General features: G+C 44.7%; 22 protein-coding genes. 21 read left to right on the top strand and 1 reads right to left on the bottom strand.

The annotated features are described in order from the left end of the window. The first annotated feature begins 26 nt into the window (after nt 1–26). The 21 genes from flhF (at nt 27) to ACFI6G_RS16975 (ending at nt 19024) form a co-directional block, all read left to right on the top strand. Entirely contained in the window at nt 27–1547 is a 1521-nt protein-coding gene (gene flhF / locus ACFI6G_RS17075; RefSeq protein WP_010439374.1) for a flagellar biosynthesis protein FlhF, read from the top strand. 13 nt (nt 1548–1560) lie between these two features. Beyond that, nucleotides 1561–2448: a MinD/ParA family protein gene (locus ACFI6G_RS17070; RefSeq protein WP_016767061.1), complete on the top strand. Its 888-nt coding sequence runs from the start codon at nt 1561–1563 to the stop codon at nt 2446–2448. Next, complete coding sequence (locus ACFI6G_RS17065) at nt 2441–3175, top strand: RNA polymerase sigma factor FliA (RefSeq protein WP_010439379.1); 735 nt, start codon at nt 2441–2443, stop codon at nt 3173–3175. Before ACFI6G_RS17070 ends, ACFI6G_RS17065 begins: the two co-directional genes overlap by 8 nt. 42 nt (nt 3176–3217) lie before the next feature. After that, nucleotides 3218–3586, top strand: a complete 369-nt coding sequence (gene cheY / locus ACFI6G_RS17060) for a chemotaxis response regulator CheY (protein WP_016767062.1) — start codon at nt 3218–3220, stop codon at nt 3584–3586. A gap of 106 nt (nt 3587–3692) precedes the next feature. Next, nucleotides 3693–4424 (top strand): protein phosphatase CheZ, encoded by a 732-nt coding sequence (locus ACFI6G_RS17055; protein ID WP_010439383.1) that lies wholly within the window; start codon nt 3693–3695, stop codon nt 4422–4424. A gap of 9 nt (nt 4425–4433) precedes the next feature. Further along, nucleotides 4434–6608: a chemotaxis protein CheA gene (locus ACFI6G_RS17050; RefSeq protein WP_371964902.1), complete on the top strand. Its 2175-nt coding sequence runs from the start codon at nt 4434–4436 to the stop codon at nt 6606–6608. 13 nt (nt 6609–6621) lie between these two features. After that, nucleotides 6622–7743 carry a protein-glutamate methylesterase/protein-glutamine glutaminase gene (locus ACFI6G_RS17045; RefSeq protein ID WP_010439388.1) on the top strand — a complete coding sequence of 374 codons (1122 nt, stop codon included), beginning with the start codon at nt 6622–6624 and terminating at the stop codon, nt 7741–7743. A 10-nt stretch (nt 7744–7753) separates the two neighbouring features. Then, nucleotides 7754–8536, top strand: coding sequence for a ParA family protein (locus ACFI6G_RS17040; protein WP_010439391.1), 783 nt, complete (start codon nt 7754–7756; stop codon nt 8534–8536). Then, a complete protein-coding gene (locus tag ACFI6G_RS17035; protein WP_412496503.1) occupies nt 8523–9677 on the top strand; it encodes a chemotaxis protein CheW in 1155 nt (384 codons plus the stop codon). Before ACFI6G_RS17040 ends, ACFI6G_RS17035 begins: the two co-directional genes overlap by 14 nt. Before the next feature lie 54 nt (nt 9678–9731). Next, nucleotides 9732–10226 carry a chemotaxis protein CheW gene (locus ACFI6G_RS17030; RefSeq protein WP_009848530.1) on the top strand — a complete coding sequence of 165 codons (495 nt, stop codon included), beginning with the start codon at nt 9732–9734 and terminating at the stop codon, nt 10224–10226. Next, on the top strand, nt 10226–10738 hold the full coding sequence (locus tag ACFI6G_RS17025) for a DUF2802 domain-containing protein (protein ID WP_010439397.1): 513 nt from the start codon (nt 10226–10228) through the stop codon (nt 10736–10738). Before ACFI6G_RS17030 ends, ACFI6G_RS17025 begins: the two co-directional genes overlap by 1 nt. 278 nt (nt 10739–11016) lie before the next feature. Then, nucleotides 11017–11634, top strand: a complete 618-nt coding sequence (ccmA, locus tag ACFI6G_RS17020) for a cytochrome c biogenesis heme-transporting ATPase CcmA (RefSeq protein WP_010439401.1) — start codon at nt 11017–11019, stop codon at nt 11632–11634. Nucleotide 11635: 1 nt separating this feature from the next. Then, nucleotides 11636–12304, top strand: a complete 669-nt coding sequence (gene ccmB, locus ACFI6G_RS17015) for a heme exporter protein CcmB (protein WP_004736228.1) — start codon at nt 11636–11638, stop codon at nt 12302–12304. A 146-nt stretch (nt 12305–12450) separates the two neighbouring features. Next, complete coding sequence (locus tag ACFI6G_RS17010; protein ID WP_010439410.1) at nt 12451–13191, top strand: heme ABC transporter permease; 741 nt, start codon at nt 12451–12453, stop codon at nt 13189–13191. 14 nt (nt 13192–13205) lie between these two features. Next, the gene (gene ccmD, locus ACFI6G_RS17005; RefSeq protein WP_010439411.1) at nt 13206–13412 is read left to right on the top strand and encodes a heme exporter protein CcmD; all 207 of its coding nucleotides are present in this window, start codon (nt 13206–13208) and stop codon (nt 13410–13412) included. After that, complete coding sequence (gene ccmE, locus ACFI6G_RS17000; protein ID WP_009848524.1) at nt 13409–13891, top strand: cytochrome c maturation protein CcmE; 483 nt, start codon at nt 13409–13411, stop codon at nt 13889–13891. Before ccmD ends, ccmE begins: the two co-directional genes overlap by 4 nt. Beyond that, entirely contained in the window at nt 13888–15858 is a 1971-nt protein-coding gene (locus ACFI6G_RS16995) for a heme lyase CcmF/NrfE family subunit (RefSeq protein ID WP_016767066.1), read from the top strand. The genes ccmE and ACFI6G_RS16995 overlap by 4 nt, the downstream gene beginning before the upstream one ends. A gap of 5 nt (nt 15859–15863) precedes the next feature. Continuing rightward, nucleotides 15864–16415 carry a DsbE family thiol:disulfide interchange protein gene (locus tag ACFI6G_RS16990; protein ID WP_010439416.1) on the top strand — a complete coding sequence of 184 codons (552 nt, stop codon included), beginning with the start codon at nt 15864–15866 and terminating at the stop codon, nt 16413–16415. After that, a complete protein-coding gene (locus ACFI6G_RS16985) occupies nt 16412–16900 on the top strand; it encodes a cytochrome c-type biogenesis protein (protein ID WP_010439418.1) in 489 nt (162 codons plus the stop codon). The genes ACFI6G_RS16990 and ACFI6G_RS16985 overlap by 4 nt, the downstream gene beginning before the upstream one ends. Continuing rightward, nucleotides 16900–18120 (top strand): c-type cytochrome biogenesis protein CcmI, encoded by a 1221-nt coding sequence (gene ccmI, locus ACFI6G_RS16980; RefSeq protein WP_010439419.1) that lies wholly within the window; start codon nt 16900–16902, stop codon nt 18118–18120. The genes ACFI6G_RS16985 and ccmI overlap by 1 nt, the downstream gene beginning before the upstream one ends. A gap of 118 nt (nt 18121–18238) precedes the next feature. Next, on the top strand, nt 18239–19024 hold the full coding sequence (locus tag ACFI6G_RS16975) for an MlaA family lipoprotein (protein WP_010439421.1): 786 nt from the start codon (nt 18239–18241) through the stop codon (nt 19022–19024). 94 nt (nt 19025–19118) lie between these two features. Here the strand turns inward: ACFI6G_RS16975 and ACFI6G_RS16970 are convergent, their stop codons facing one another. Further along, nucleotides 19119–20441 (bottom strand): outer membrane protein transport protein, encoded by a 1323-nt coding sequence (locus ACFI6G_RS16970; RefSeq protein ID WP_016767067.1) that lies wholly within the window; start codon nt 20439–20441, stop codon nt 19119–19121. Between the last annotated feature and the right edge of the window lie 278 nt (nt 20442–20719).

Below are 20719 nucleotides of genomic sequence, written 5' to 3'. Positions count from 1 at the left end.
CCGCCTAATTAGAACGGACGATCGAATTGAAAATTAAACGATTTTTTGCAAAAGATATGCGAACAGCTTTGCTCCAAGTTAAAGAAGAACTTGGCTCAGAAGCGGTGATCATGTCTAACAAAAAGGTCGCAGGTGGCGTGGAAATTGTTGCTGCTATTGATGGCGAATCCAGCCCGTCGACAGCGAGCCAAAGATTAAACAAACCTCAGCAGCCTGCGCAAAGTCAATATACGCAGATGGCAGCGCCCGCTGTACCTGCGAGTCGTCGTCAATTAGATGATGACAAGGTTAGCCTACAGTCGAATTCTGAAGGCGGACGTTCAATGACTAAGCGTTTCGCGAACATGCTGAAGCAATACAGCCATGGCGCAGACGAAGAACCGCAACACCGTGCAGAAAACGAAGATTCGTTGTCTGCATTACTCAATCGTCAATCGGGCGGTCATCAAGGTTCTCAAAGCAACCAACAGTCACAGCCTCGTAACAGCAATATAGATTCTGCATTTGCTCGTGAAACGGGTTTGTCTAAATTGATTGCCGAAGACCGAAGAGTAGAGCGCCCTGCACCTCGTTTAGATCCTACTCGTTACGATCGTGGTCGTGATCCGGTCCAATCGAAAGGTTCAGATACTGAAATGGAAACAATGCGCGAAGAGATGACCTCAATTCGTCGTTTGTTAGAGCACCAAGTATCTGGGCTAATGTGGCAAGAAGTTGAGCGCCGTGAACCACTTAGAGCCATGCTTATCAAGCGCCTTGAACGTATGGGTGTTTCGGCTGAACTTGCTGATCAGATGGCTTGCTACATTCCTGAAGACACCAAACCAGCACGAGCTTGGAAAGCCTTGTTAGCGTTGGTTGCTGATCAAATCTCGGTAACACAAAAAGATATTTTAAAACGCGGTGGTATTGTGGCCTTGCTAGGCCCGACTGGCGTGGGGAAAACAACGACTGTTGCAAAACTAGCTGCACGTGCCGCCATGGAGTATGGCGCAGACAACGTCGCACTAGTGACAACCGACACATATCGTATAGGTGCACATGAGCAGTTATCGATTTATGGTCGAATTATGGGTTGTCCTGTAAGAGTTGCTAAAGATTCTAGTGAGTTGGCCGATGTAATATATCAGTTACGTAATCGTCGCCTAATTCTGGTCGATACTGCAGGCATGGGACAACGAGATGTTCGCCTATCTGAGCAGTTAGACACATTGATGCAAGAGAGTGGTTCCGTTATCAATAGTTACCTTGTGTTACCCGCAACTGCGCAGCGCAAAGTGCTACAAGAAACCATTGAACACTTTAGAAGAATCCCGTTGTCGGGGTGCATCATGACTAAGCTGGATGAATCCCTAAGTCTAGGTGAATTCATCAGTGTAGTAATACAAAATGCATTACCAGTTGCTTACATAGCAAATGGTCAACGAGTTCCTGAAGATATCGTTATAGCTCAGCCAAAGTACATGATTGCTAAGGCGAATGAGTTATTAGAAAAATCTACAGAGAATGAACCTCATTACTGGAATAGCGATTCAGAAGGGCTCTAGGCGGCGGATAAATATGAATGAAAATATGATACATGATCAAGCTAGCGGCCTCCGTCGCTTAACCAAGCCTTCATTAACAAAAGTTATTGCGGTAACGGGTGGTAAAGGTGGTGTAGGTAAATCTAATGTGACGCTAGGTATGGCTATTTGTATGGCTCGCCAAGGCAAAAAAGTCATGGTTTTAGATGCCGACTTAGGGCTTGCCAACGTAGACATCATGCTAGGAATTCGTTCTAAACGAAACCTAGGGCATGTGCTGGCCGGTGAGTGTGAACTTAAAGATGCGATTGTTGAAGGACCGCATGGAATTAAAATCATTCCAGCGACATCTGGTACACAGAGCATGACTGAACTTTCACACGCTCAACATGCGGGGTTGATTCGAGCTTTTGGTTCGCTTGAAGACGAGATGGATATCTTGTTGGTTGATACAGCTGCTGGCATTTCGGATATGGTCATTAGCTTCTCAAGAGCGGCACAAGACGTGGTTGTAGTCGTTTGTGATGAACCGACCTCGATTACTGATGCATATGCCTTAATCAAGTTGTTGAGTAGAGAGCACCAAGTTCAACGATTCAAAGTTGTTGCAAATATGGTCAGAAGCTACCGCGAAGGTCGAGAATTATTTGCAAAGTTGACTTTGGTCACAGAGCGCTTCTTGAATGTGAGCCTCGAACTCGTAGCATGTATTCCTTTAGATGATAAAGTACGTCAATCAGTCAAGAGACAGAAAATCGTAGTGGATGCGTATCCTCGCTCTCCTGCTGCGTTAGCAATCAGCTCACTGGCAAATAAAGCATTGACCTGGCCAATACCAAAAACCCCAAGTGGGCATTTGGAATTTTTTGTTGAAAGACTGCTGAATCGTACTGAATTTGTAGAGGAACCATTTGGTGAATAAAGCGCTTACTTACGACCAGCATGCTAATCACAATAGCCAACAGGCTTTTTTTGAGAAGTACTCTGTGTTGGTTAAACGTATCGCTCATCACTTGTTGGGGCGATTACCGCCTAATGTATTGGTTGATGACTTGATTCAAGCTGGCATGATTGGCTTGATTGAGGCGCAACAAAACTATGATGGTACTAAAGGCGCAAGCTTTGAAACGTACGCAGGTATCCGAATTCGCGGGGCGATGTTAGATGACATTCGACGTGGAGATTGGGTGCCAAGATCGGTTCATAAAAACAATCGTGAAATCAGTAGTGCAATAGCCGAGTTAGAGGGAACGCTAAACCGTGATCCAAGTGATGCCGAAGTGGCAAAGCACATGGGACTCAGTTTAGACCAATATCATAGTGCTTTAACTGACATAAATTGCTCAAGACTGGTTGGGATCGAAGATTTAGGCGTCTCAGATGATGTAATATCTCCGAATGAAGATTCTCAAGACAATACGCCTTTTCAAGGGGTTGCTGATGAATCCTTCCGCCAAGCTTTGATCGATTCGATAAAACAACTTCCGGAAAGAGAAGGCCTAGTGCTTTCACTTTATTACGACGAAGAACTCAATTTAAAAGAGATTGGGGAAGTGTTAGGTGTCAGCGAATCTCGCGTCAGCCAAATACTAAGCCAATCTATGCAGCGTTTACGCACTAAGTTAAGTGCTTGGACACAGAACGACTAACAACACTGGTTTTATTCAGTGGAGGCTAATTTGAACAAAAACATGAAAATTCTCATTGTTGATGATTTTTCAACGATGCGCCGAATTGTTAAAAACCTACTTCGTGACCTAGGTTTCAACAACACTCAAGAAGCAGATGATGGCTTGACCGCGTTACCTATGCTGAAAAAAGGCGAATTTGATTTCGTGGTAACTGACTGGAACATGCCAGGCATGCAAGGTATTGACCTGCTTAAGCACATTCGCGCAGACGCAGAACTTAAGCACCTTCCAGTGCTTATGATCACCGCAGAAGCGAAACGCGAGCAGATCATTGAAGCAGCGCAAGCGGGTGTTAATGGTTACATTGTGAAGCCTTTCACTGCTGCAACGCTGAAAGAGAAACTAGATAAGATTTTTGATCGCTTATAAGCATCAATAAGTTTTAGGCACTTTTAGGTAAACACTGACTGAAAAGTCCTCTGTTTATCTCGATAGCCTAAGCGCACAAAGTATGCGGAGTAAGGCCGAACTCAGGATGATTTCATTAGAACAAGCAAAAAAATTAGTAGAGCTGCTTGAGAACAATGAGCAGCAAGGTGCTGATTCTCTTGTTAGAAGCATTTATGAAGATAATTTTAATCTTCAAGACAATCCAATGCTTCAAGAAATAGGCAGTCTGACTCGCGACCTCCATGATTCTTTGACTCAATTTAATTTCGATGAACGCATTAGCGTCATCGCAAATGATGAAATCCCTGACGCTAGGGATCGCCTTCAGTATGTCATTGATAAAACGGAAGTTGCGGCAAATAAGACGATGGACGCTGTCGATCGCTGTATGCCAATAGCAGACAACCTACACGAGTGTTTACTTCAAGTAAGGCCTCAATGGAATGAACTGATGCATGGCCGCATTGAGCTGGCACAATTTAAAGCTTTATGTCACCGCATTGATGGATTGCTTGTCCAGGTAGAAGGCGATAGTACTGAACTACGTGGACAATTGACTGAAATCTTGATGGCTCAGGATTTCCAAGATTTAACTGGGCAGATAATTAGCAAAGTTATTACCTTGGTGAATGAGGTTGAGGGACGTTTGGTCGAGATTCTCACAGTATTTGGTGCGAATCAGATAGAGCCAACTCCAGAGTCAGAGAAGAAAGCGTCCATTGCTCCCGAGGGTCCAATTATGAACCCAGAAGAGCGCGAAGACGCTGTTGCATCTCAAGATGAAGTCGACGATTTGTTATCCAGTCTTGGATTTTAAAGGTAACGTATGAGCTACGATTTAGACGAAGATATTCTTCAGGACTTTTTAGTCGAAGCAGGAGAGATCCTTGAACTTTTATCAGAACAACTGGTAGAGCTTGAGAATAACCCTGACGACAAAGACCTATTAAATGCTATTTTCCGTGGTTTCCATACAGTAAAAGGTGGTGCTGGTTTCCTAGCATTGACTGAGCTGGTGGATACTTGTCATGGTGCTGAGAATGTGTTCGACATTCTAAGAAACGGCCAACGCAGTGTAACCTCAGGTTTGATGGATACAATGCTACAGGCTTTAGATACAGTAAATGTACAGTTTCAAGCCGTGCAAGATCAGGAGCCTTTAGTGCCAGCTGATCAAGCGTTATTGGATGAGCTTCATCGTCTCTGTAAACCACAGTCCGCCGATGAAGTTACACCAGTAGAAGCTCCAGCTCCAGTTATCCCTGAACCTATAGCAGCGGCTCCAGAGCCTGTTGTTGAAAGCTCAAGCATCAGCGCATCTTCGGTCGATGATATCTCTGAAGATGAGTTTGAGCGCTTGCTTGATGAACTTCATGGGAAAGGTGGTTCGCCGACAGCAACTTCAGCACCAACACCGCCAGCACCAGTCGCACCTCAGCCAGTTTCTGATAGTGGTGATATCACTGATGACGAATTTGAAAAGTTATTAGATGAATTGCATGGTGCGGGTAAGAGCCCGACAGCAGCAGGTTCAACACCGCCGCCACCGCCAGCACCTTCTCCAGAACCAGTATCGGCGATGTCTGAGGGCGATGATCTGATGACTGACGAAGAGTTCGAGAAGTTACTTGATCAGTTACATGGTTCAGGTAATGGTCCGACTCTTGAAGAACTGGACGCAGCAACGAAGCCAGCAGCAGTCAAGCCCGAGCCTATCGCACCAGCACCACAAGCGGCTCCTAAGCATCAGCCATCTGCACCCGTTGCTGTGAAAGCAGCACCTGCGAAAACTGAAGTTAAAGCGCCAGCGAAGAAACAACAAGCTGATGCTACAGTACGTGTAGACACATCAACACTTGATACCATCATGAACATGGTGGGTGAGCTGGTGTTGGTTCGTAACCGACTTGTTAGCCTTGGCTTAAATAGTAACGATGAAGAAATGGCGAAAGCTGTCTCTAACTTAGACGTTGTTACCGCAGACCTACAAGGTGCGGTAATGAAGACTCGTATGCAGCCGATCAAGAAAGTATTTGGTCGCTTCCCACGAGTTGTCCGTGACCTTGCTCGTAGCTTGAAGAAAGACATTGTTCTTGAAATGCGTGGCGAAGAAACGGATCTTGATAAGAACTTAGTGGAAGCACTTGCTGATCCCCTGATTCACTTAGTGAGAAACTCTGTCGACCACGGTATTGAGATGCCGGAAGATCGTGTTGCTGCAGGTAAATCACAAACGGGTAAAGTGATACTGTCTGCCTCTCAAGAAGGTGATCACATTGAACTGGCTATCGTTGATGACGGTGGCGGCATGGACCCAGATAAGCTTCGCGCTATCGCGGTTAAACGTGGTCTGATGGATGAAGATGCTGCATCTCGTTTATCAAACAAAGAGTGTTTCAACCTCATCTTTGCTCCAGGCTTCTCAAGCAAAGAGCAGATCTCTGATATCTCTGGTCGTGGTGTAGGTATGGACGTTGTGAAAACAGCGATCAACACACTGAACGGCTCCATTGATATCGACTCAGAGATGGGACAAGGCACTAAGATCACGATCAAGGTTCCACTGACGCTTGCGATTCTACCAACTTTGATGGTCGGTGTTGCGGGTCACCCATTTGCATTGCCGCTGGCTTCTGTAAATGAGATCTTCCACCTAGATTTAAGCCGTACAAACGTGGTTGATGGTCAACTGACTATCATCGTTCGTGATAAGTCTATTCCGTTGTTCTACTTGCAAAATTGGCTCGCACCTAAAGCAGGTATTGTTGAACTGCGTAAAGGACATGGCCATGTTGTTATTGTACAACTTGGTAGCCAACGTGTTGGTTTCGTTGTCGATACGCTTATCGGTCAAGAAGAAGTAGTGATCAAGCCACTTGATAAACTACTGCAAGGCACGCCAGGAATGGCAGGCGCGACAATTACAAGTGACGGACACATTGCATTGATTCTAGATGTGCCGGACTTGCTAAAGCAGTACGCAGCTGCGTCAAGAATTTAATTTAAGGATAAATATGGCGATTAAAGTATTAGTCGTTGATGATTCGAGTTTCTTTCGTCGTCGCGTTAGCGAGATCATCAACTCAGAGGCTCGCCTAGAAGTCATTGATGTAGCAGTAAACGGTAAAGAAGCGGTTGAGAAAGCGAAACAGCTAAGACCTGACGTAATCACGATGGACATCGAAATGCCTGTCATGGACGGCATAACTGCCGTTCGTGAAATCATGGCAGCGTCTCCAACGCCTATTTTGATGTTCTCTTCGTTGACGCATGATGGAGCGAGAGCAACGTTAGATGCGTTAGACGCAGGTGCTCTAGACTTCCTACCTAAGAAGTTTGAAGACATCGCACGTAACCGTGATGATGCTGTTGCATTACTTCAACAACGTGTGATTCAGATTGCAGCAAAACGTGCGTTTATGCGCCGTGCTCCTATTGCGCCACGAGCTACAACTACACCAGCAACAACTTCGACACCATTGCGCCAACCGATTTCAGCCGCAGCTTCGACAGTGAAACCAGTGGCTGCATCGACAGCGAAATTCAGAGCTTCTGGTAAAAAGTATCAATTGACGGCAATTGGTACGTCTACTGGTGGCCCTGTTGCACTACAGAAAATTTTGACGCGTATTCCAGCACACTATCCACACCCAATTGTGTTAGTTCAGCATATGCCAGCAACTTTTACCGCTGCATTTGCCAGCCGATTGAATACCTTGTGTAAGATTGAAGTTCGCGAAGCGCAAGACGGAGATGTGTTGAAACCTGGAGTGGCTTATCTTGCTCCTGGCGGCAAGCAGATGATGGTTGATGGCCGCGCTGGGTCTGCACGCTTAAGAATTATTGATGGCGGCGACCGTATGAACTACAAACCATGTGTGGATGTGACTTTCGGTTCTGCTGCGAAGATCTACGGCGACAAAGTCTTGTCTATGATCCTGACCGGTATGGGCGCAGATGGTCGAGAAGGTTCGCGTATGTTGAAAACTGCGGGCTCGACAATTTGGGCACAAGACGAAGATAGCTGTGTTGTATATGGTATGCCTCAAGCTGTAGCAAAAGCTGGCATTTCTACTGAAGACCTCCCTCTAGACCGCATTGCGGAAAGGATCTTGGTTGAAGTTGGGTTAGCTTAGGTAAATCGAAATGATTGTTTGGAGTGTTGCAAACCAAAAAGGTGGTGTTGGCAAAACAACCACAACAGTGACCTTAGCAGGCTTACTTGCTTTAAAAGGGCACCGAGTATTGTTGGTTGATACTGACCCGCATGCATCACTAACCACGTATCTGGGTTACGACTCAGATAACGTGGAGTCGAGCTTGTTTGATCTATTTCAATTGCGAGAGTTTACGGCGCAGACAGTAAGACCTTTGATTTTGCAAACGGAAGTCGAAGGTATCGATATTATTCCTGCACATATGTCATTGGCGACACTCGATCGTGTTATGGGTAATCGCAGTGGTATGGGGCTTATCTTGAAGCGTGCTTTAGCTGCGCTAAAAGATGACTATGATTATGTGCTAATCGATTGTCCGCCAATTCTAGGTGTGATGATGGTTAACGCATTGGCTGGCAGCGATCGTATCTTAATCCCGGTACAGACTGAGTTCTTAGCAATGAAGGGCTTGGAGCGTATGATTCGAACTTTAGCTATCATGCAGAAGTCACGTAAAACACCGTTTAAGGTGACAATAGTCCCAACGATGTACGACAAGCGAACCAAAGCATCATTGCAAACATTAACTCAGCTTAAAGACGATTATCCAAATCAAGTTTGGACATCTGCTGTTCCTATTGATACTAAGTTTCGAGATGCGAGCTTAAAACGCTTGCCTGCATCTCATTTTGCATCGGGTAGCCGTGGTGTATTTGCTTATAAACAGCTGCTTATTTATCTCGAAAGGCTGGCGATAAATGAGCGCGAATAAAGAACTAACAGTAGAGCGTCCAAGCTTATCGAGTGAACAAGCATTGGATGATTACTTTACTGCGCTACTAGGCGATGAAAACTTTGAATCTGACGAGCTTTTTGTTGACGAGTGTGATGATGAGTCACAATCTGAAGAGCCAGAGCCAGAGCCAGAGCCAGAGCCAGAGCCAGAGCCAGAGCCAGAGCCAGAGCCAGAGCCAGAGCCAGAGCCAGAGCGTCAATTAGCGACTCATTACTCAAGCTATGCCGAAATACGTGCAGCTGAATTTGAGGTTCCTAATCTTGAGGATGTTCAGAAACTACTGAGCCGTCTAGAGGCGACTAACATTGTCGATGACCTCAATCTTGATGAGTTGATGGATCAGAATACACAGAAAATCGCTCAGCAAGCCGACATGCCAATGTTCGATGCCGCTGTAGAATCTGTTCAAGTATTTACTGAACCTGAAATTCAAGACTGGAACTTGCCAGAACCAGAGTTATCCATTGTTGCAGAACCTCAAATCGAATTGCAGCAAGCTGAAGATGAATTGCTAGAAACTGAACAAACAGAAGCGAAAATAGAATATTCCGAGATAGAGGTTGAAGCTCCTGAAGTCGAAGTTCAAGAACCTGATATTGAGACAGTTATTGAACCTGAAACTCAAGTTGGAGGAGCTGACCAGTTTACTTCTTGGGAAAGCACAGTTCGAACTGAAGATTTCCAAGTCTTGTATTTTGATGTAAACGGCGTGACCTTTGCGGTACCACTTGATGAGTTAGGTGGCATTCACCGCCTTGAAGAGTTAAGTCATATCATTGGTAAGCCAGCTTGGTATTTAGGTTTACAAACTAACCGCGATAGCCAACTAGATGTGGTCGATACCGCAAAATGGGTGATGTCCGAGAAACTATCGGGTGACGAATACAAAGAAAACTATCAATATATAGTCATGCTTGGAGAAAGCTTGTGGGGCCTCGCGGGCACCGAGCTAAAGGGCACAGAGTTACTTAATACAGATAAAGTACGTTGGCGAGAAATGGCAGGGAAACGTCCATGGCTCGCCGGTATGGTAAAAGAAAAAATGTGTGCTTTGATCCATGTTGAAGCATTAATCGCCATGCTAAACGCAGGGCTAGATGTAAAAGCATTAAGCTAATAAAACATATCAAGTTAATAATAGTGGTCGGTAACGACGGCAAGAGGATTATCTATGTCTCATATGAGTGAAGTTGAAGTAAGAAAAGATCAAACGAATGATGAAGTACTTCAATGGGTGACATTTCAGCTAGAAGAAGAAACTTACGGCATCAATGTAATGCAAGTACGTGAAGTACTGCGTTACAGCGAAATTGCTCCAGTACCGGGTGCTCCAGACTACGTTCTAGGTATTATCAACCTGCGTGGTAATGTTGTTACTGTTATCGACACTCGTTCTCGCTTTGGTTTGATGCAAGGTGAAATCACAGATAACACTCGTATCATCGTTATTGAGTCTGAACGCCAAGTTATCGGTATTCTCGTTGATAGCGTTGCTGAAGTGGTTTACTTACGTTCTTCTGAGATCGATACGACACCAAGTGTTGGTACTGATGAAAGCGCTAAGTTCATCCAAGGTGTTAGTAACCGTGATGGCAAGCTGCTTATCTTAGTAGATCTAAACAAACTACTAAGCGAAGACGAATGGGATGAGATGGCTCATCTGTAATGTTTGAAGCGCTTCCTATAAGCCCTGTTGCTCTGATAGCGGGAGTTGGGGTTTTTACGTTATTCATCGTAATTTTGATTAGCAAAGTAAAACGTGCGATTCAAAAACAGCTCGATCAATCACGTCTGCAAATTCGAAATTTGGATAAAGAGCTTCAAAAATCGAGTAAGCAATTACTTGAGGTTCGCTCTGTCGTGGTTGGGCTTGGTCAAAAAGTGACTGAGCAGCAAGATCTGATTAAGCACTTGAATGAACGTATTGTTGAGCTGGAACATGCTGATACCGATGGACGCTTGTACACTCGTGCAACGAAAATGGTTCAACTGGGCGCTGGAATTAACGAACTAATTGAAGAGTGTGAACTGCCGAAAGCGGAAGCTGAGCTCATGATGTCTTTGCAGAATAAGCTCGCAGGTAAAGAGAAAATTCCTTCGTTAAGAAGTAATCCTTCATCGCTAGATGGACAACCGGCCGCTTCTCGTGAACGAAGAGACCCACCTCGACGTCGTTAAATTGAGTGTTTATAGTGGCTCGAATGCCCGATATTTGTCACGCATTCCTCTTAAAAGAAGCTTCGGCTTCTTTTTTTGTATCTGCTTTTCTTATATAGAACGATGTTTATAAGTGCTTGTATATACGACAATATCTCGTTTGTTGATAAAAATGTGTAAATTGTGATGCGATGGTAACAGTTTCTTACGGAGTTTGTTCTCACGAAAACGCCTAGTCCTGTTTTGTCACCATGTTGGTGTGCTACTATAGCGCTCTCATTACTCGACTAAATTTACCTATGCTAGAAGTCTCAAATTTAACTGCTATTCGTGACGACAGGGTTCTGTTTGAATCGTTGTCTTTTCAATTGAAACCAGGTGAACTGGTTCAAGTTGAAGGTCGAAACGGTACCGGGAAAACGACACTCCTTAGGATTATTACTGGCTTAGGCGACCGAGATGAAGGCACTATTTCTTGGGATGGTGAATCCATTGAATCGAGTCGAGACACGTATCATCAAAATTTACTCTTTCTTGGGCATCAAACTGGCGTTAAACGCGAGTTAAGCGCTTATGAAAATCTAAGCTTTTATCAATCGATTCACAGCGGTGGAACGACGAAGGAAGAGCTTTACCACGCGTTAGCTCAAGTCGGCCTTGCTGGTCGAGAGGATGTGCCCGCAGGTCAACTTTCTGCGGGTCAACAGCGCCGTGTGGCACTGGCACGCCTTTGGTTGAGTAAGCAAATGTTGTGGATTTTAGACGAACCGCTGACTGCGATCGATAAGCAGGGCGTAAAAGTTCTGGAATCTCTATTTTCTCAGCATGCAGATAACGGTGGTATTGTGTTGTTAACTACCCACCAAGATATGTTTGCTGATAGCCCGAAACTAAGAAAAATAAAGTTGGGTGATTAATATGATCTCTTCAATGACCACTATTATTCGACGTGAACTGCTGATTGCGTTTCGACGTCAAGCGGATATTTTTAACCCTCTGTGGTTCTTCATTATTGTTATTACCCTTTTTCCTTTAAGTATTGGCCCTGAGCCAAACTTACTTGCGCGTATTGCCGCAGGTATTGTTTGGGTGGCTGCGCTGCTTTCTGCGTTGCTCTCTTTAGAACGCCTATTTCGCGACGATTTTCAAGATGGTGCCCTTGAGCAGATGATGCTGATGCCCATCCCGTTGCAGTTGGTAGTCTTGTCCAAGGTCATAGCACACTGGTTATTGACCGGGTTACCATTAATTTTGATCAGCCCCTTGTTGGCTGTATTGCTGTCTTTAGATTTCGATACTTGGTTATCGGTTGTGTTAACGTTATTGGTTGGTACACCAGCATTGAGCTTTATCGGTGCGATTGGTGTGGCTTTAACGGTAGGACTACAAAAAGGCGGTGTGCTTTTAAGTCTGCTTATTTTGCCGTTGTATATCCCAATTCTTATATTTGCAACATCAGCGATTGATGCGGCAGCACTGGGCGTTGCGTATAACGGTCAATTAGCGGTGCTTGGGGCGATGTTGATGGGTGCGATGACTTTGACTCCTTTTGCGATCAGTGCCGCACTTAGAGTGAGTGTGAACTGATAACGATGCCGTTATCGTATAGCTAATGTGAACCAAAAGTTACTATTGGACTCATAGAGTCAGCAAAACTGAAAGCAAGATAATAAATTATTATAATTATAGCTTTAATAGCTGTAAGCAATATGAAGTAAGAGTGAGATTACAACATGTGGAAATGGCTCCATCCCTACGCCAAAGCAGAAACCTCATATCAGCTTGCTGGTAAACTTCTGCCGTGGTTTTCGATCCTAGCGCTATTGTGTCTATCCGCTGGTACTGTATGGGGGCTAGCATTTGCGCCTTCAGATTACCAACAAGGCGATAGTTTCCGAATTATCTACATCCATGTTCCGTCTGCAATTTGGTCAATGGGCGTGTACATGTCTATGGCGATAGCTGCCTTCATCGGCTTGGTATGGCAGGTAAGGCTATCTGACATGGCCGCATTGGCGATGGCGCCGATTGGTGCTGTATTTACCTTCATTGCATTGTTAACGGGTGCGGTTTGGGGTAAACCAATGTGGGGCGCTTGGTGGGTTTGGGATGCTCGTTTGACCTCTGAGCTGATTCTTCTATTCCTATACTTGGGTGTGATTGCTCTACACCATGCTTTTGATGACCAAAAAACGGCGGCAAAAGCGGCAGGCATTTTGGCTATCGTGGGTGTCATCAACCTACCTATTATTCATTTTTCAGTAGAGTGGTGGAACACGCTTCACCAAGGTGCGACGATCACCAAGTTCGACAAACCTTCTATTTCTAGTGACATGCTATGGCCGCTTCTTCTCAACATCTTCGGCTTCGCTTTTTTCTTTGGTGCTGTGACGATGGTTCGTTTCAGAAACGAAATCCTAAGCAAAGAAAGTCACCGTCCATGGGTTCGCAAACTTGCGGCTGAAAAAGCGTAGTAGGGTAGGTAATTATGTATTTTGAATCTTTGAGTGATTTCTTTGCCATGGGTGGCTACGCCTCATATGTATGGAGTGCATTTGGAATCACTTTCCTCGCGATGATCGTCTTACTGGTGGTAAGCGTTCGTCGTGGTAAGCAATTACTTAATGAAGTACAAGCTAAGATTGATCGTCAAGCTCGTATCGATGCAGCAAAAAATATGGAGAACACTCTATGAACCCAAGACGTAAAAAGAGGCTAGGCATTATCTTAGCGATCTTTTTTGGTATCAGTGCGACTGTTGGATTGATGGTTTACGCACTTAACCAGAACATGGATCTGTTCTATACACCAACTGAGCTGGTTAACGGAAAAGATGGTAAAAAACCAGAAGTGGGTCAACGTCTACGCATTGGTGGAATGGTCGTAGTTGGCTCTGTAAGCCGTGACAATGAATCATTGCGTGTAAGCTTCGATTTGGCTGATGTCGGCCCTAAAGTAACAATATTATACGATGGCATCCTTCCTGACCTTTTCCGTGAAGGCCAAGGTATTGTTGCTCAAGGTGTCCTTAAAGACGCGACGACAATTGAAGCGTTCGAGGTATTGGCAAAGCATGATGAAGAGTACATGCCTTCTGAAGTTGCAGAAGCAATGAAGAAAACCCATGAGCCTTTGCAATACACGACTGAACAAAAAGAAGGAAATGCTCAATGATAGCCGAGATCGGCCATTTTGCGATGATCCTGTCCTTGGGACTTGCATTGCTGCTCAGCGTGCTCCCATTGTATGGAGCCGCTCGAAATAACACATTATTAATGAATAGCGCACGACCGTTGTCGTGGGGCATGTTCGGATTCTTAGCGATTTCGTTCTTTATCCTGTGTTACGCGTTTTACACCAATGATTTTACAATCCAATACGTAGCAAGTAACTCGAATAGCCAACTGCCTTGGTACTATCGTATTACTGCCGTTTGGGGCGCTCACGAAGGTTCGTTACTGCTTTGGGTTCTTATTCAAGCAGGTTGGACGGTAGCAGTAGCGACGTTTAGCCGTGGTATGCCTCAAGAGTCTGTGGCTCGCGTACTGGCTATCATGGGCTTGATAACGGTCGGCTTCTTGCTGTTCATTATCGTAACGTCTAACCCGTTCCTACGTACATTGCCTTTCTTCCCTGTCGACGGTCGTGATTTGAACCCGTTATTGCAAGATCCGGGTTTGATTATTCACCCGCCAATGCTTTATATGGGTTATGTAGGTTTCTCTGTAGCGTTCTCTTTTGCAATTGCTTCTCTAATGAGCGGTCGTTTAGATACGGCATGGGCTCGTTGGTCGCGCCCTTGGACAATTGCCGCATGGTTGTTCCTAACGGTAGGTATCGCACTAGGTTCATGGTGGGCTTACTACGAACTTGGCTGGGGTGGCTGGTGGTTCTGGGATCCAGTAGAAAACGCTTCATTTATGCCTTGGTTGGCTGGTACTGCATTGATGCATTCGCTAGCGGTAACAGAAAAGCGTGGCACATTTAAAGCTTGGACAGTGTTACTGGCTATCTCTGCATTCTCACTAAGCTTACTAGGTACATTCTTAGTTCGTTCGGGCATTTTGGTTTCTGTTCACGCATTCGCGTCAGATCCTGCTCGTGGTATGTTTATTTTAGGTTTCCTAGTCTTTGTTATCGGCGGTTCACTGCTGTTGTTTGCTGTTAAAGGCGCATCCGTTCGCGTTCGCGGTAACTTCGATCTGGTTTCTCGTGAAAACGCGCTACTTGGCAACAACATCTTATTGATTGCAGCGCTTGTCGTTGTGTTAGTCGGTACGCTACTACCATTAGTTCACAAACAGCTAGGCTTAGGCTCAGTATCTATCGGTGCTCCGTTCTTTGACATGTTGTTCTTCTGGTTAATGATTCCGTTCTCTTTCCTTTTAGGCATCGGCCCACTGATCCGCTGGAAACGAGACAACCTGTCAAAGCTCGTTAAACCTATGCTGGTTTCTGGTGTATTTTCACTTGGCTTGAGCGCACTAATAGTTGCTTTACTGGCTGACCGCTTCAGTGGTACTGCCTTTGCTGGTTGGGTAATGGCATTCTGGATTATCTTCATGCACGGTTTTGAGCTGTATGAACGTGCGACTCACCGTCACACATTCCTGAAAGGTCTAACTAAGCTACCTCGTAGCCACTGGGCAATGATGTGTGGTCACATTGGTTTAGCCGTGACAGTGATTGGTATCGCGATGGTGCAAAACTACAGCATCGAACGAGATGTACGTCTGGCGCCAGGTGAAAGCTACCAACTTGAAGAATACGACTTCCTATTCACAGGCGTTCGTGACAAAGATGGTCCTAACTACGATGGCTATATTGCTGATTTTGAAATTACCAAAGAAGGCAAGTACATCAACACGCTTCACGCTGAAAAACGTTTCTACACCACAGCTAAGTCTATGATGACAGAAGCAGCGATTGACCGTGGCGTAACACGTGACCTTTATATCGCAATGGGTGAGCGTTTAGACGATAACAAGTCGTGGGCTGTTCGTATTTACTACAAACCATTTGTACGTTGGATTTGGGCAGGTTCGCTGATCATGGCGATTGGTGGTGTGATCGCTATCAGTGACCGTCGTTACCGTTTCCGCAAGCCAACGAAAAAGTCGGCTCAAGAGCAGGAGGCTTAATTCGAATGAGCAAGAAGATTTTATTCATTCCCTTGATCGCGTTTATGGTTCTCGCTGGAATCTTTGCAACGCAATTAATGCGCAACCAGTCAGGCGATGACCCGACTAAGCTTGAATCAGTATTGATCGGTAAGCCTGTTCCTGAGTTTGGTTTAGAAGATTTGGAACAACCTGGTAAGTTTCATGATCAAGCGATTTTCAAAGGTGAGCCACTGCTTCTTAATGTGTGGGCCACTTGGTGCCCTACTTGTTATGCAGAGCACTCTTATCTGAACAAGCTGTCTGACCAAGGCGTTAAGATCATTGGTCTTAACTACAAGGATGATCGCAACAAAGCGGTAGGTTGGTTAAAAGAGTTAGGTAACCCTTACCTGATCAGTTTATTTGATGGCAATGGCATGCTAGGCCTCGATCTTGGTGTTTATGGCGCTCCTGAGACCTTCCTAATTGACGCTAACGGTGTTGTTCGTTACCGCCACGTTGGTGATGTTAATCCAACAAACTGGGCAGCGACACTCCAACCGATGTACCAAGAGTTATTGGAGGAGGCGAAATGATTAAACAGACACTTGTAGCGTTGTTCGCCACTTTTGCTATATCTGCGTCGGTAACAGCAGCTCCTATCGAATTTCATGAATTTGATACGGTTGACCAAGAACAACAGTTCAAAGAGTTGAGTAACACGCTTCGTTGTCCGAAATGTCAAAACAACACGATTGGTGATTCGAACGCAGAGCTTGCGGTCGATTTGCGTCAAAAAGTGTATGAGATGACGAAAGACGGCAAATCGAAGCAAGACATCATTGATTACATGATTGCGCGCTATGGTAATTTTGTGACTTACAACCCGCCATTGACGCTAGCAACATCGATTCTTTGGGTCGGCCCATTTTCGGTTGTTGTGTTTGGATTCGGTTTGATCATTTTACGAAGCAGAAAGTCAAAGTCGAAAGCAGTAGAGTCAGATAAAGACTGGGATGCAGACAAAGAAGCTCGCTTAAAAGCGTTACTCGACGAAGAGAACGACGGAGATAAGAAGTAATGACTCTATTTTGGATTTCTACAGTTGTCCTTTCATTAGCGGCGATTTTGCTTATTGTTCTGCCGTTCATTAATAAGAAGGCCAACAATGATGAAATGCTTCGCGATGAGTTGAATAAAGCGTTCTATAAAGATCGCTTAGTTGAACTAGAAGTAGAAGCAGAAGAAGGCCTTGTTGACAACCAGCAAGAGTTGATCGCAGATCTAAAGCAGTCTCTACTTGATGATGTTCCAACACAGAAAGATACGGCAAAAACACAAATCTCTACGGTTGGTGTGGTAGTACCCTCTGTGATTCTGGTTCTGGTTGTGACTTATGGCATGTACTTTCAGTTCGGTGCATTAGATAAGGTTCAACACTGGCAAGAAGTGAGCTCGAATCTTCCCGAGTTGTCTAAAAAGTTGATGTCATCGGAAGGTGGTGCGTTAACGGATGATGAGCTTGAAGATTTGACTTTAGCACTTCGTACTCGACTTCACTATCAACCAAAAGATTCAACGGGTTGGTTGTTGCTTGGTCGTATTGCGCTCGCAAACCGTGATGCTGAAACGGCAAAAGATTCTATGGAAAGAGCTTACAAACTTGAACCTAAGAATGAAGATGTTCAACTAGGTTTCGCACAGGCATTGATGCTTTCACCAGATGAAGCCGATCAAAACCAAGCTCGTCTGATTTTGAGCCGTTTGATTCAAAACGATTATGTAGACCTTCGAGTATTCTCTTTGCTAGCGTTCGATTCGTTTGAACGTCAAGATTATCCTGGTGCTGTTAAGTACTGGAGCATCATGCAGCAGATGATTGGTCCACAAGATAGCCGTTACGAAATGTTGTCACGCAGTATTGAAAGTGCTCAGAAGAAAATGGGCGACACCATGGGTGTTGACCAAGGTAAAAGTGTTGCAGTAACGCTTGAATTGGCCGCTGATGTGAACGCTGACCCTAAGTCTGTGTTGGTTGTTTCAGTACACAGAGCTGATGGCTCACCAATGCCTATCGCTGCGGCTCGTTACCCATTGGGTACTTTCCCTCGTACTGTTGTGCTCGATGACGGCAATAGCATGATGGAAGGTCTGAAGCTGTCTAGCCTTGAAACTCTGATGGTTCGAGCTAGGCTTGATACAGATGGCAATGTTTCAACTCGCGATGGTGATTGGTACGGTGAAAGTGAAGTTGTTGAACTGGGTGCTCCAGTGACTATCAACATCAATAAGCAATATTAATCATCAGTTTGCATAGGTGTTAGCTATTCCGATTTTGCGATAAACGGTATAGACTTACGCAAACAATTGAGGCCAGCGATTGCTGGCCTTTTTTATTATTCCTTATGGAAAAGGTGATATGTCTATCAGTGTTTTAAGACTCTCGAGTTTATTATTTATCGCAAGCTTAACGGTGGGTTGCTCTAGCGCGCCGGACGAAAGCGTTAACGATGATAACTTCGAAACCTCTGAATACGTCGAAGAGTCCCACCCGAACGATCCTTTTGAAGGCTTCAACAGAGCGATGTGGGATATCAACTACGAATATCTAGATCCTTATTTGGTTCGCCCTGTTTCTCTCGCTTATGTTGACTATACTCCTGTGCCAATACGTTCTGGCATTTCGAATTTTCTAGCCAACTTAGACGAGCCATCAAGTATGGTGAACAACCTCATTATGGGCAATGGTGAAAAAGCACTCGACCATTTTAATCGTTTTTGGATTAACTCAACGATTGGTTTGTTAGGCTTAATCGATATTGCCAGCGAAGCAGGGATCACCAAGTACGACGACAAATCATTTTCTGATGCGATTGGTCATTACGGGGTAGGTAATGGTCCGTATTTTATGGTGCCGGGTTATGGTCCACTAACGACGCGTGAAGTCACTGAAACCGTCGATGGTTTGTATGTCCCTCTATCGTTTTTGAACTTTTGGGCTAGCTTAGGTAAGTGGGCATTTGAAGGTATGGAGACTCGCGCTCAGTTAGTGTCACAAGAATCACTATTGGACGACTCGCCAGATCCATATGCTTTGACTCGTGAGGTCTACATTCAACGTCGTGACTTTAAAGCCGAAATTGAACCTGAAGAGTTTGATCTCGAAGAAGAAGACTTCATTGATGGTTATCTAGAAGATTACTAGAAATACGTTTTAGAAAATCGACAAAAGAAAGGCTCGATGTTGATACAACATCGAGCCTTTTTAATGCTTGTTACTTTAGATTAAGTAAAACAGATTAGAAGTGGTAGTTAGCTTGTACACCAACTAGCCAAACATTACCCGTTGTTGTACCAATAAATTGGCCGCCAACAGCTTCGGCTGCATCGTCAGATGCGTAACCGCGAGATTCTGTGATGGGAGCATCTTTAGCAATGATGTAAGTAAAGCCAGCATCCAATGAAAGCTGTTCAGACCATTGGTAACCAGCACCAACACTTAACCATGTGCGGTCAGTTTCTGGAATAGTGATAGTACGGTTTTTATCGCTAACTGCAGAAGTATCGTAAGCCACACCTGTACGTAGTGCCAGTTTAGGGTCAATTTGGTAAGTTGCGCCTACAGCAAAGCGATAGTTATCTTCCCAATTCTCAACCTTAACTGTATGGCTACCATATGTATCTAGCTCAGCTTGCAATTTTTCGAAAGAACTCCAGTCAGTCCAATTAAAACTAGCATGGATTGCAAGTGCTTTAGTGAGTTGATGGAAACTTGCAAGCTCTGCTGTTGCAGGAAGTGCTAACATCATATGTCCATTGTCACGTTGACCAGGTGTCATGCCAAAGCCGATGCCTTCTGCGTGACCTTCTAACTTCAGCTCAACCTCAGACTTGTAGGCAAAACCGATACGGTGGTCTTCGTTGATCTGCCACGCTGTACCTACTTGCCAACCCCAAGCGGTGTCTTCACCTTCCATATATTTCAGTGTAGTGCCTTCTGGAGCTGAGATCGGCATTTGGTTTGAATCTAGACCAATTGCATTTTTCGCTGGTGCTGTTGCACCGAAGCTGCCTTCACCCATAACGTAACGGATACCGCCACCAATGCTTACTTGCTCAACAACTTGATAAGCGAAGTTTAAGTTAGCTTCTTTAGTGATTACGCTTGCTTCGTTACCGAAATGAGATGCGTTGAAGTCGTCACCTAAATTCGTTTCCATTCCGTAATTCGTGCCAAATGCAAAACCGATAGCAAACTTTTCGTTGTAACGGTGAGAAATGTAAAGATTCGGGATAATAGCGTCATCTGCGAAATCGTTTGAAGATGCTTGGCTTGTACCTAACGCTGGGTGAGCGTGGTTTACTTCACCTTTAACATCAATGTTAGGGTTAACGTAAATACCACCAACAGAAACTTGTGTACCTTCTAGGTAAGTTAGCATTGCAGGGTTACGCCATTGAGCATCTGCACCGTCCGCCATTGCAGCCTCACCAGCGTATGCACGGCCTAGGCCTGTTGCTGAGTATTCTGCTAGTTGAAAGCCAGCCGCGTGAGTAACGGTAGAAGTCGAAAGTAGTCCAACTGCCACTGCAGCAGATAGAAGAGTCTTATTCATTTTCATTATTATGTTCGCTGAATCATAAGTATTTAGTGGCGTGATTCTACTTTTAGAGTCATTACTTTAAAAATGAAATTCGAATAAAACATGGTTTTAGGGATTAAATGAGTAAATGTGTTTAATTATTAGAGAAATAATCTAAATGTTTCGACCGTGTTGCGAAATTTGAGCGTACACTTGTAGCGCCATATGACCTCTGTGGAGTACACCTGTAAGCCTAAATATTTTAGTTTGATTAATTTTTGGCAAAGAAAAGGGCCGCAATGCGACCCTTAAATTTT

The organism is Vibrio sp. PSi01 (assembly GCF_054960695.1).
Note: the sequence above shows the minus strand (reverse complement) of the source record. Positions and strands in the feature narration are given on the sequence as shown.

Bases quoted from the DNA above. Each gene is read 5' to 3' on its own strand.
- ACFI6G_RS17070 (WP_016767061.1), top strand. From the start codon at position 1,561: ATGAATGAAAATATGATACATGATCAAGCTAGCGGCCTCCGTCGCTTA.
- cheY (WP_016767062.1), top strand. From the start codon at position 3,218: ATGAAAATTCTCATTGTTGATGATTTTTCAACGATGCGCCGAATTGTT.
- ACFI6G_RS17055 (WP_010439383.1), top strand. From the start codon at position 3,693: ATGATTTCATTAGAACAAGCAAAAAAATTAGTAGAGCTGCTTGAGAAC.
- ACFI6G_RS17050 (WP_371964902.1), top strand. From the start codon at position 4,434: ATGAGCTACGATTTAGACGAAGATATTCTTCAGGACTTTTTAGTCGAA.
- ACFI6G_RS17045 (WP_010439388.1), top strand. From the start codon at position 6,622: ATGGCGATTAAAGTATTAGTCGTTGATGATTCGAGTTTCTTTCGTCGT.
- ACFI6G_RS17040 (WP_010439391.1), top strand. From the start codon at position 7,754: ATGATTGTTTGGAGTGTTGCAAACCAAAAAGGTGGTGTTGGCAAAACA.
- ACFI6G_RS17035 (WP_412496503.1), top strand. From the start codon at position 8,523: ATGAGCGCGAATAAAGAACTAACAGTAGAGCGTCCAAGCTTATCGAGT.
- ACFI6G_RS17030 (WP_009848530.1), top strand. From the start codon at position 9,732: ATGTCTCATATGAGTGAAGTTGAAGTAAGAAAAGATCAAACGAATGAT.
- ACFI6G_RS17025 (WP_010439397.1), top strand. From the start codon at position 10,226: ATGTTTGAAGCGCTTCCTATAAGCCCTGTTGCTCTGATAGCGGGAGTT.
- ccmA (WP_010439401.1), top strand. From the start codon at position 11,017: ATGCTAGAAGTCTCAAATTTAACTGCTATTCGTGACGACAGGGTTCTG.
- ccmB (WP_004736228.1), top strand. From the start codon at position 11,636: ATGATCTCTTCAATGACCACTATTATTCGACGTGAACTGCTGATTGCG.
- ACFI6G_RS17010 (WP_010439410.1), top strand. From the start codon at position 12,451: ATGTGGAAATGGCTCCATCCCTACGCCAAAGCAGAAACCTCATATCAG.
- ccmD (WP_010439411.1), top strand. From the start codon at position 13,206: ATGTATTTTGAATCTTTGAGTGATTTCTTTGCCATGGGTGGCTACGCC.
- ccmE (WP_009848524.1), top strand. From the start codon at position 13,409: ATGAACCCAAGACGTAAAAAGAGGCTAGGCATTATCTTAGCGATCTTT.
- ACFI6G_RS16995 (WP_016767066.1), top strand. From the start codon at position 13,888: ATGATAGCCGAGATCGGCCATTTTGCGATGATCCTGTCCTTGGGACTT.
- ACFI6G_RS16990 (WP_010439416.1), top strand. From the start codon at position 15,864: ATGAGCAAGAAGATTTTATTCATTCCCTTGATCGCGTTTATGGTTCTC.
- ACFI6G_RS16985 (WP_010439418.1), top strand. From the start codon at position 16,412: ATGATTAAACAGACACTTGTAGCGTTGTTCGCCACTTTTGCTATATCT.
- ccmI (WP_010439419.1), top strand. From the start codon at position 16,900: ATGACTCTATTTTGGATTTCTACAGTTGTCCTTTCATTAGCGGCGATT.
- ACFI6G_RS16975 (WP_010439421.1), top strand. From the start codon at position 18,239: ATGTCTATCAGTGTTTTAAGACTCTCGAGTTTATTATTTATCGCAAGC.
- ACFI6G_RS16970 (WP_016767067.1), bottom strand. From the start codon at position 20,441: ATGAAAATGAATAAGACTCTTCTATCTGCTGCAGTGGCAGTTGGACTA.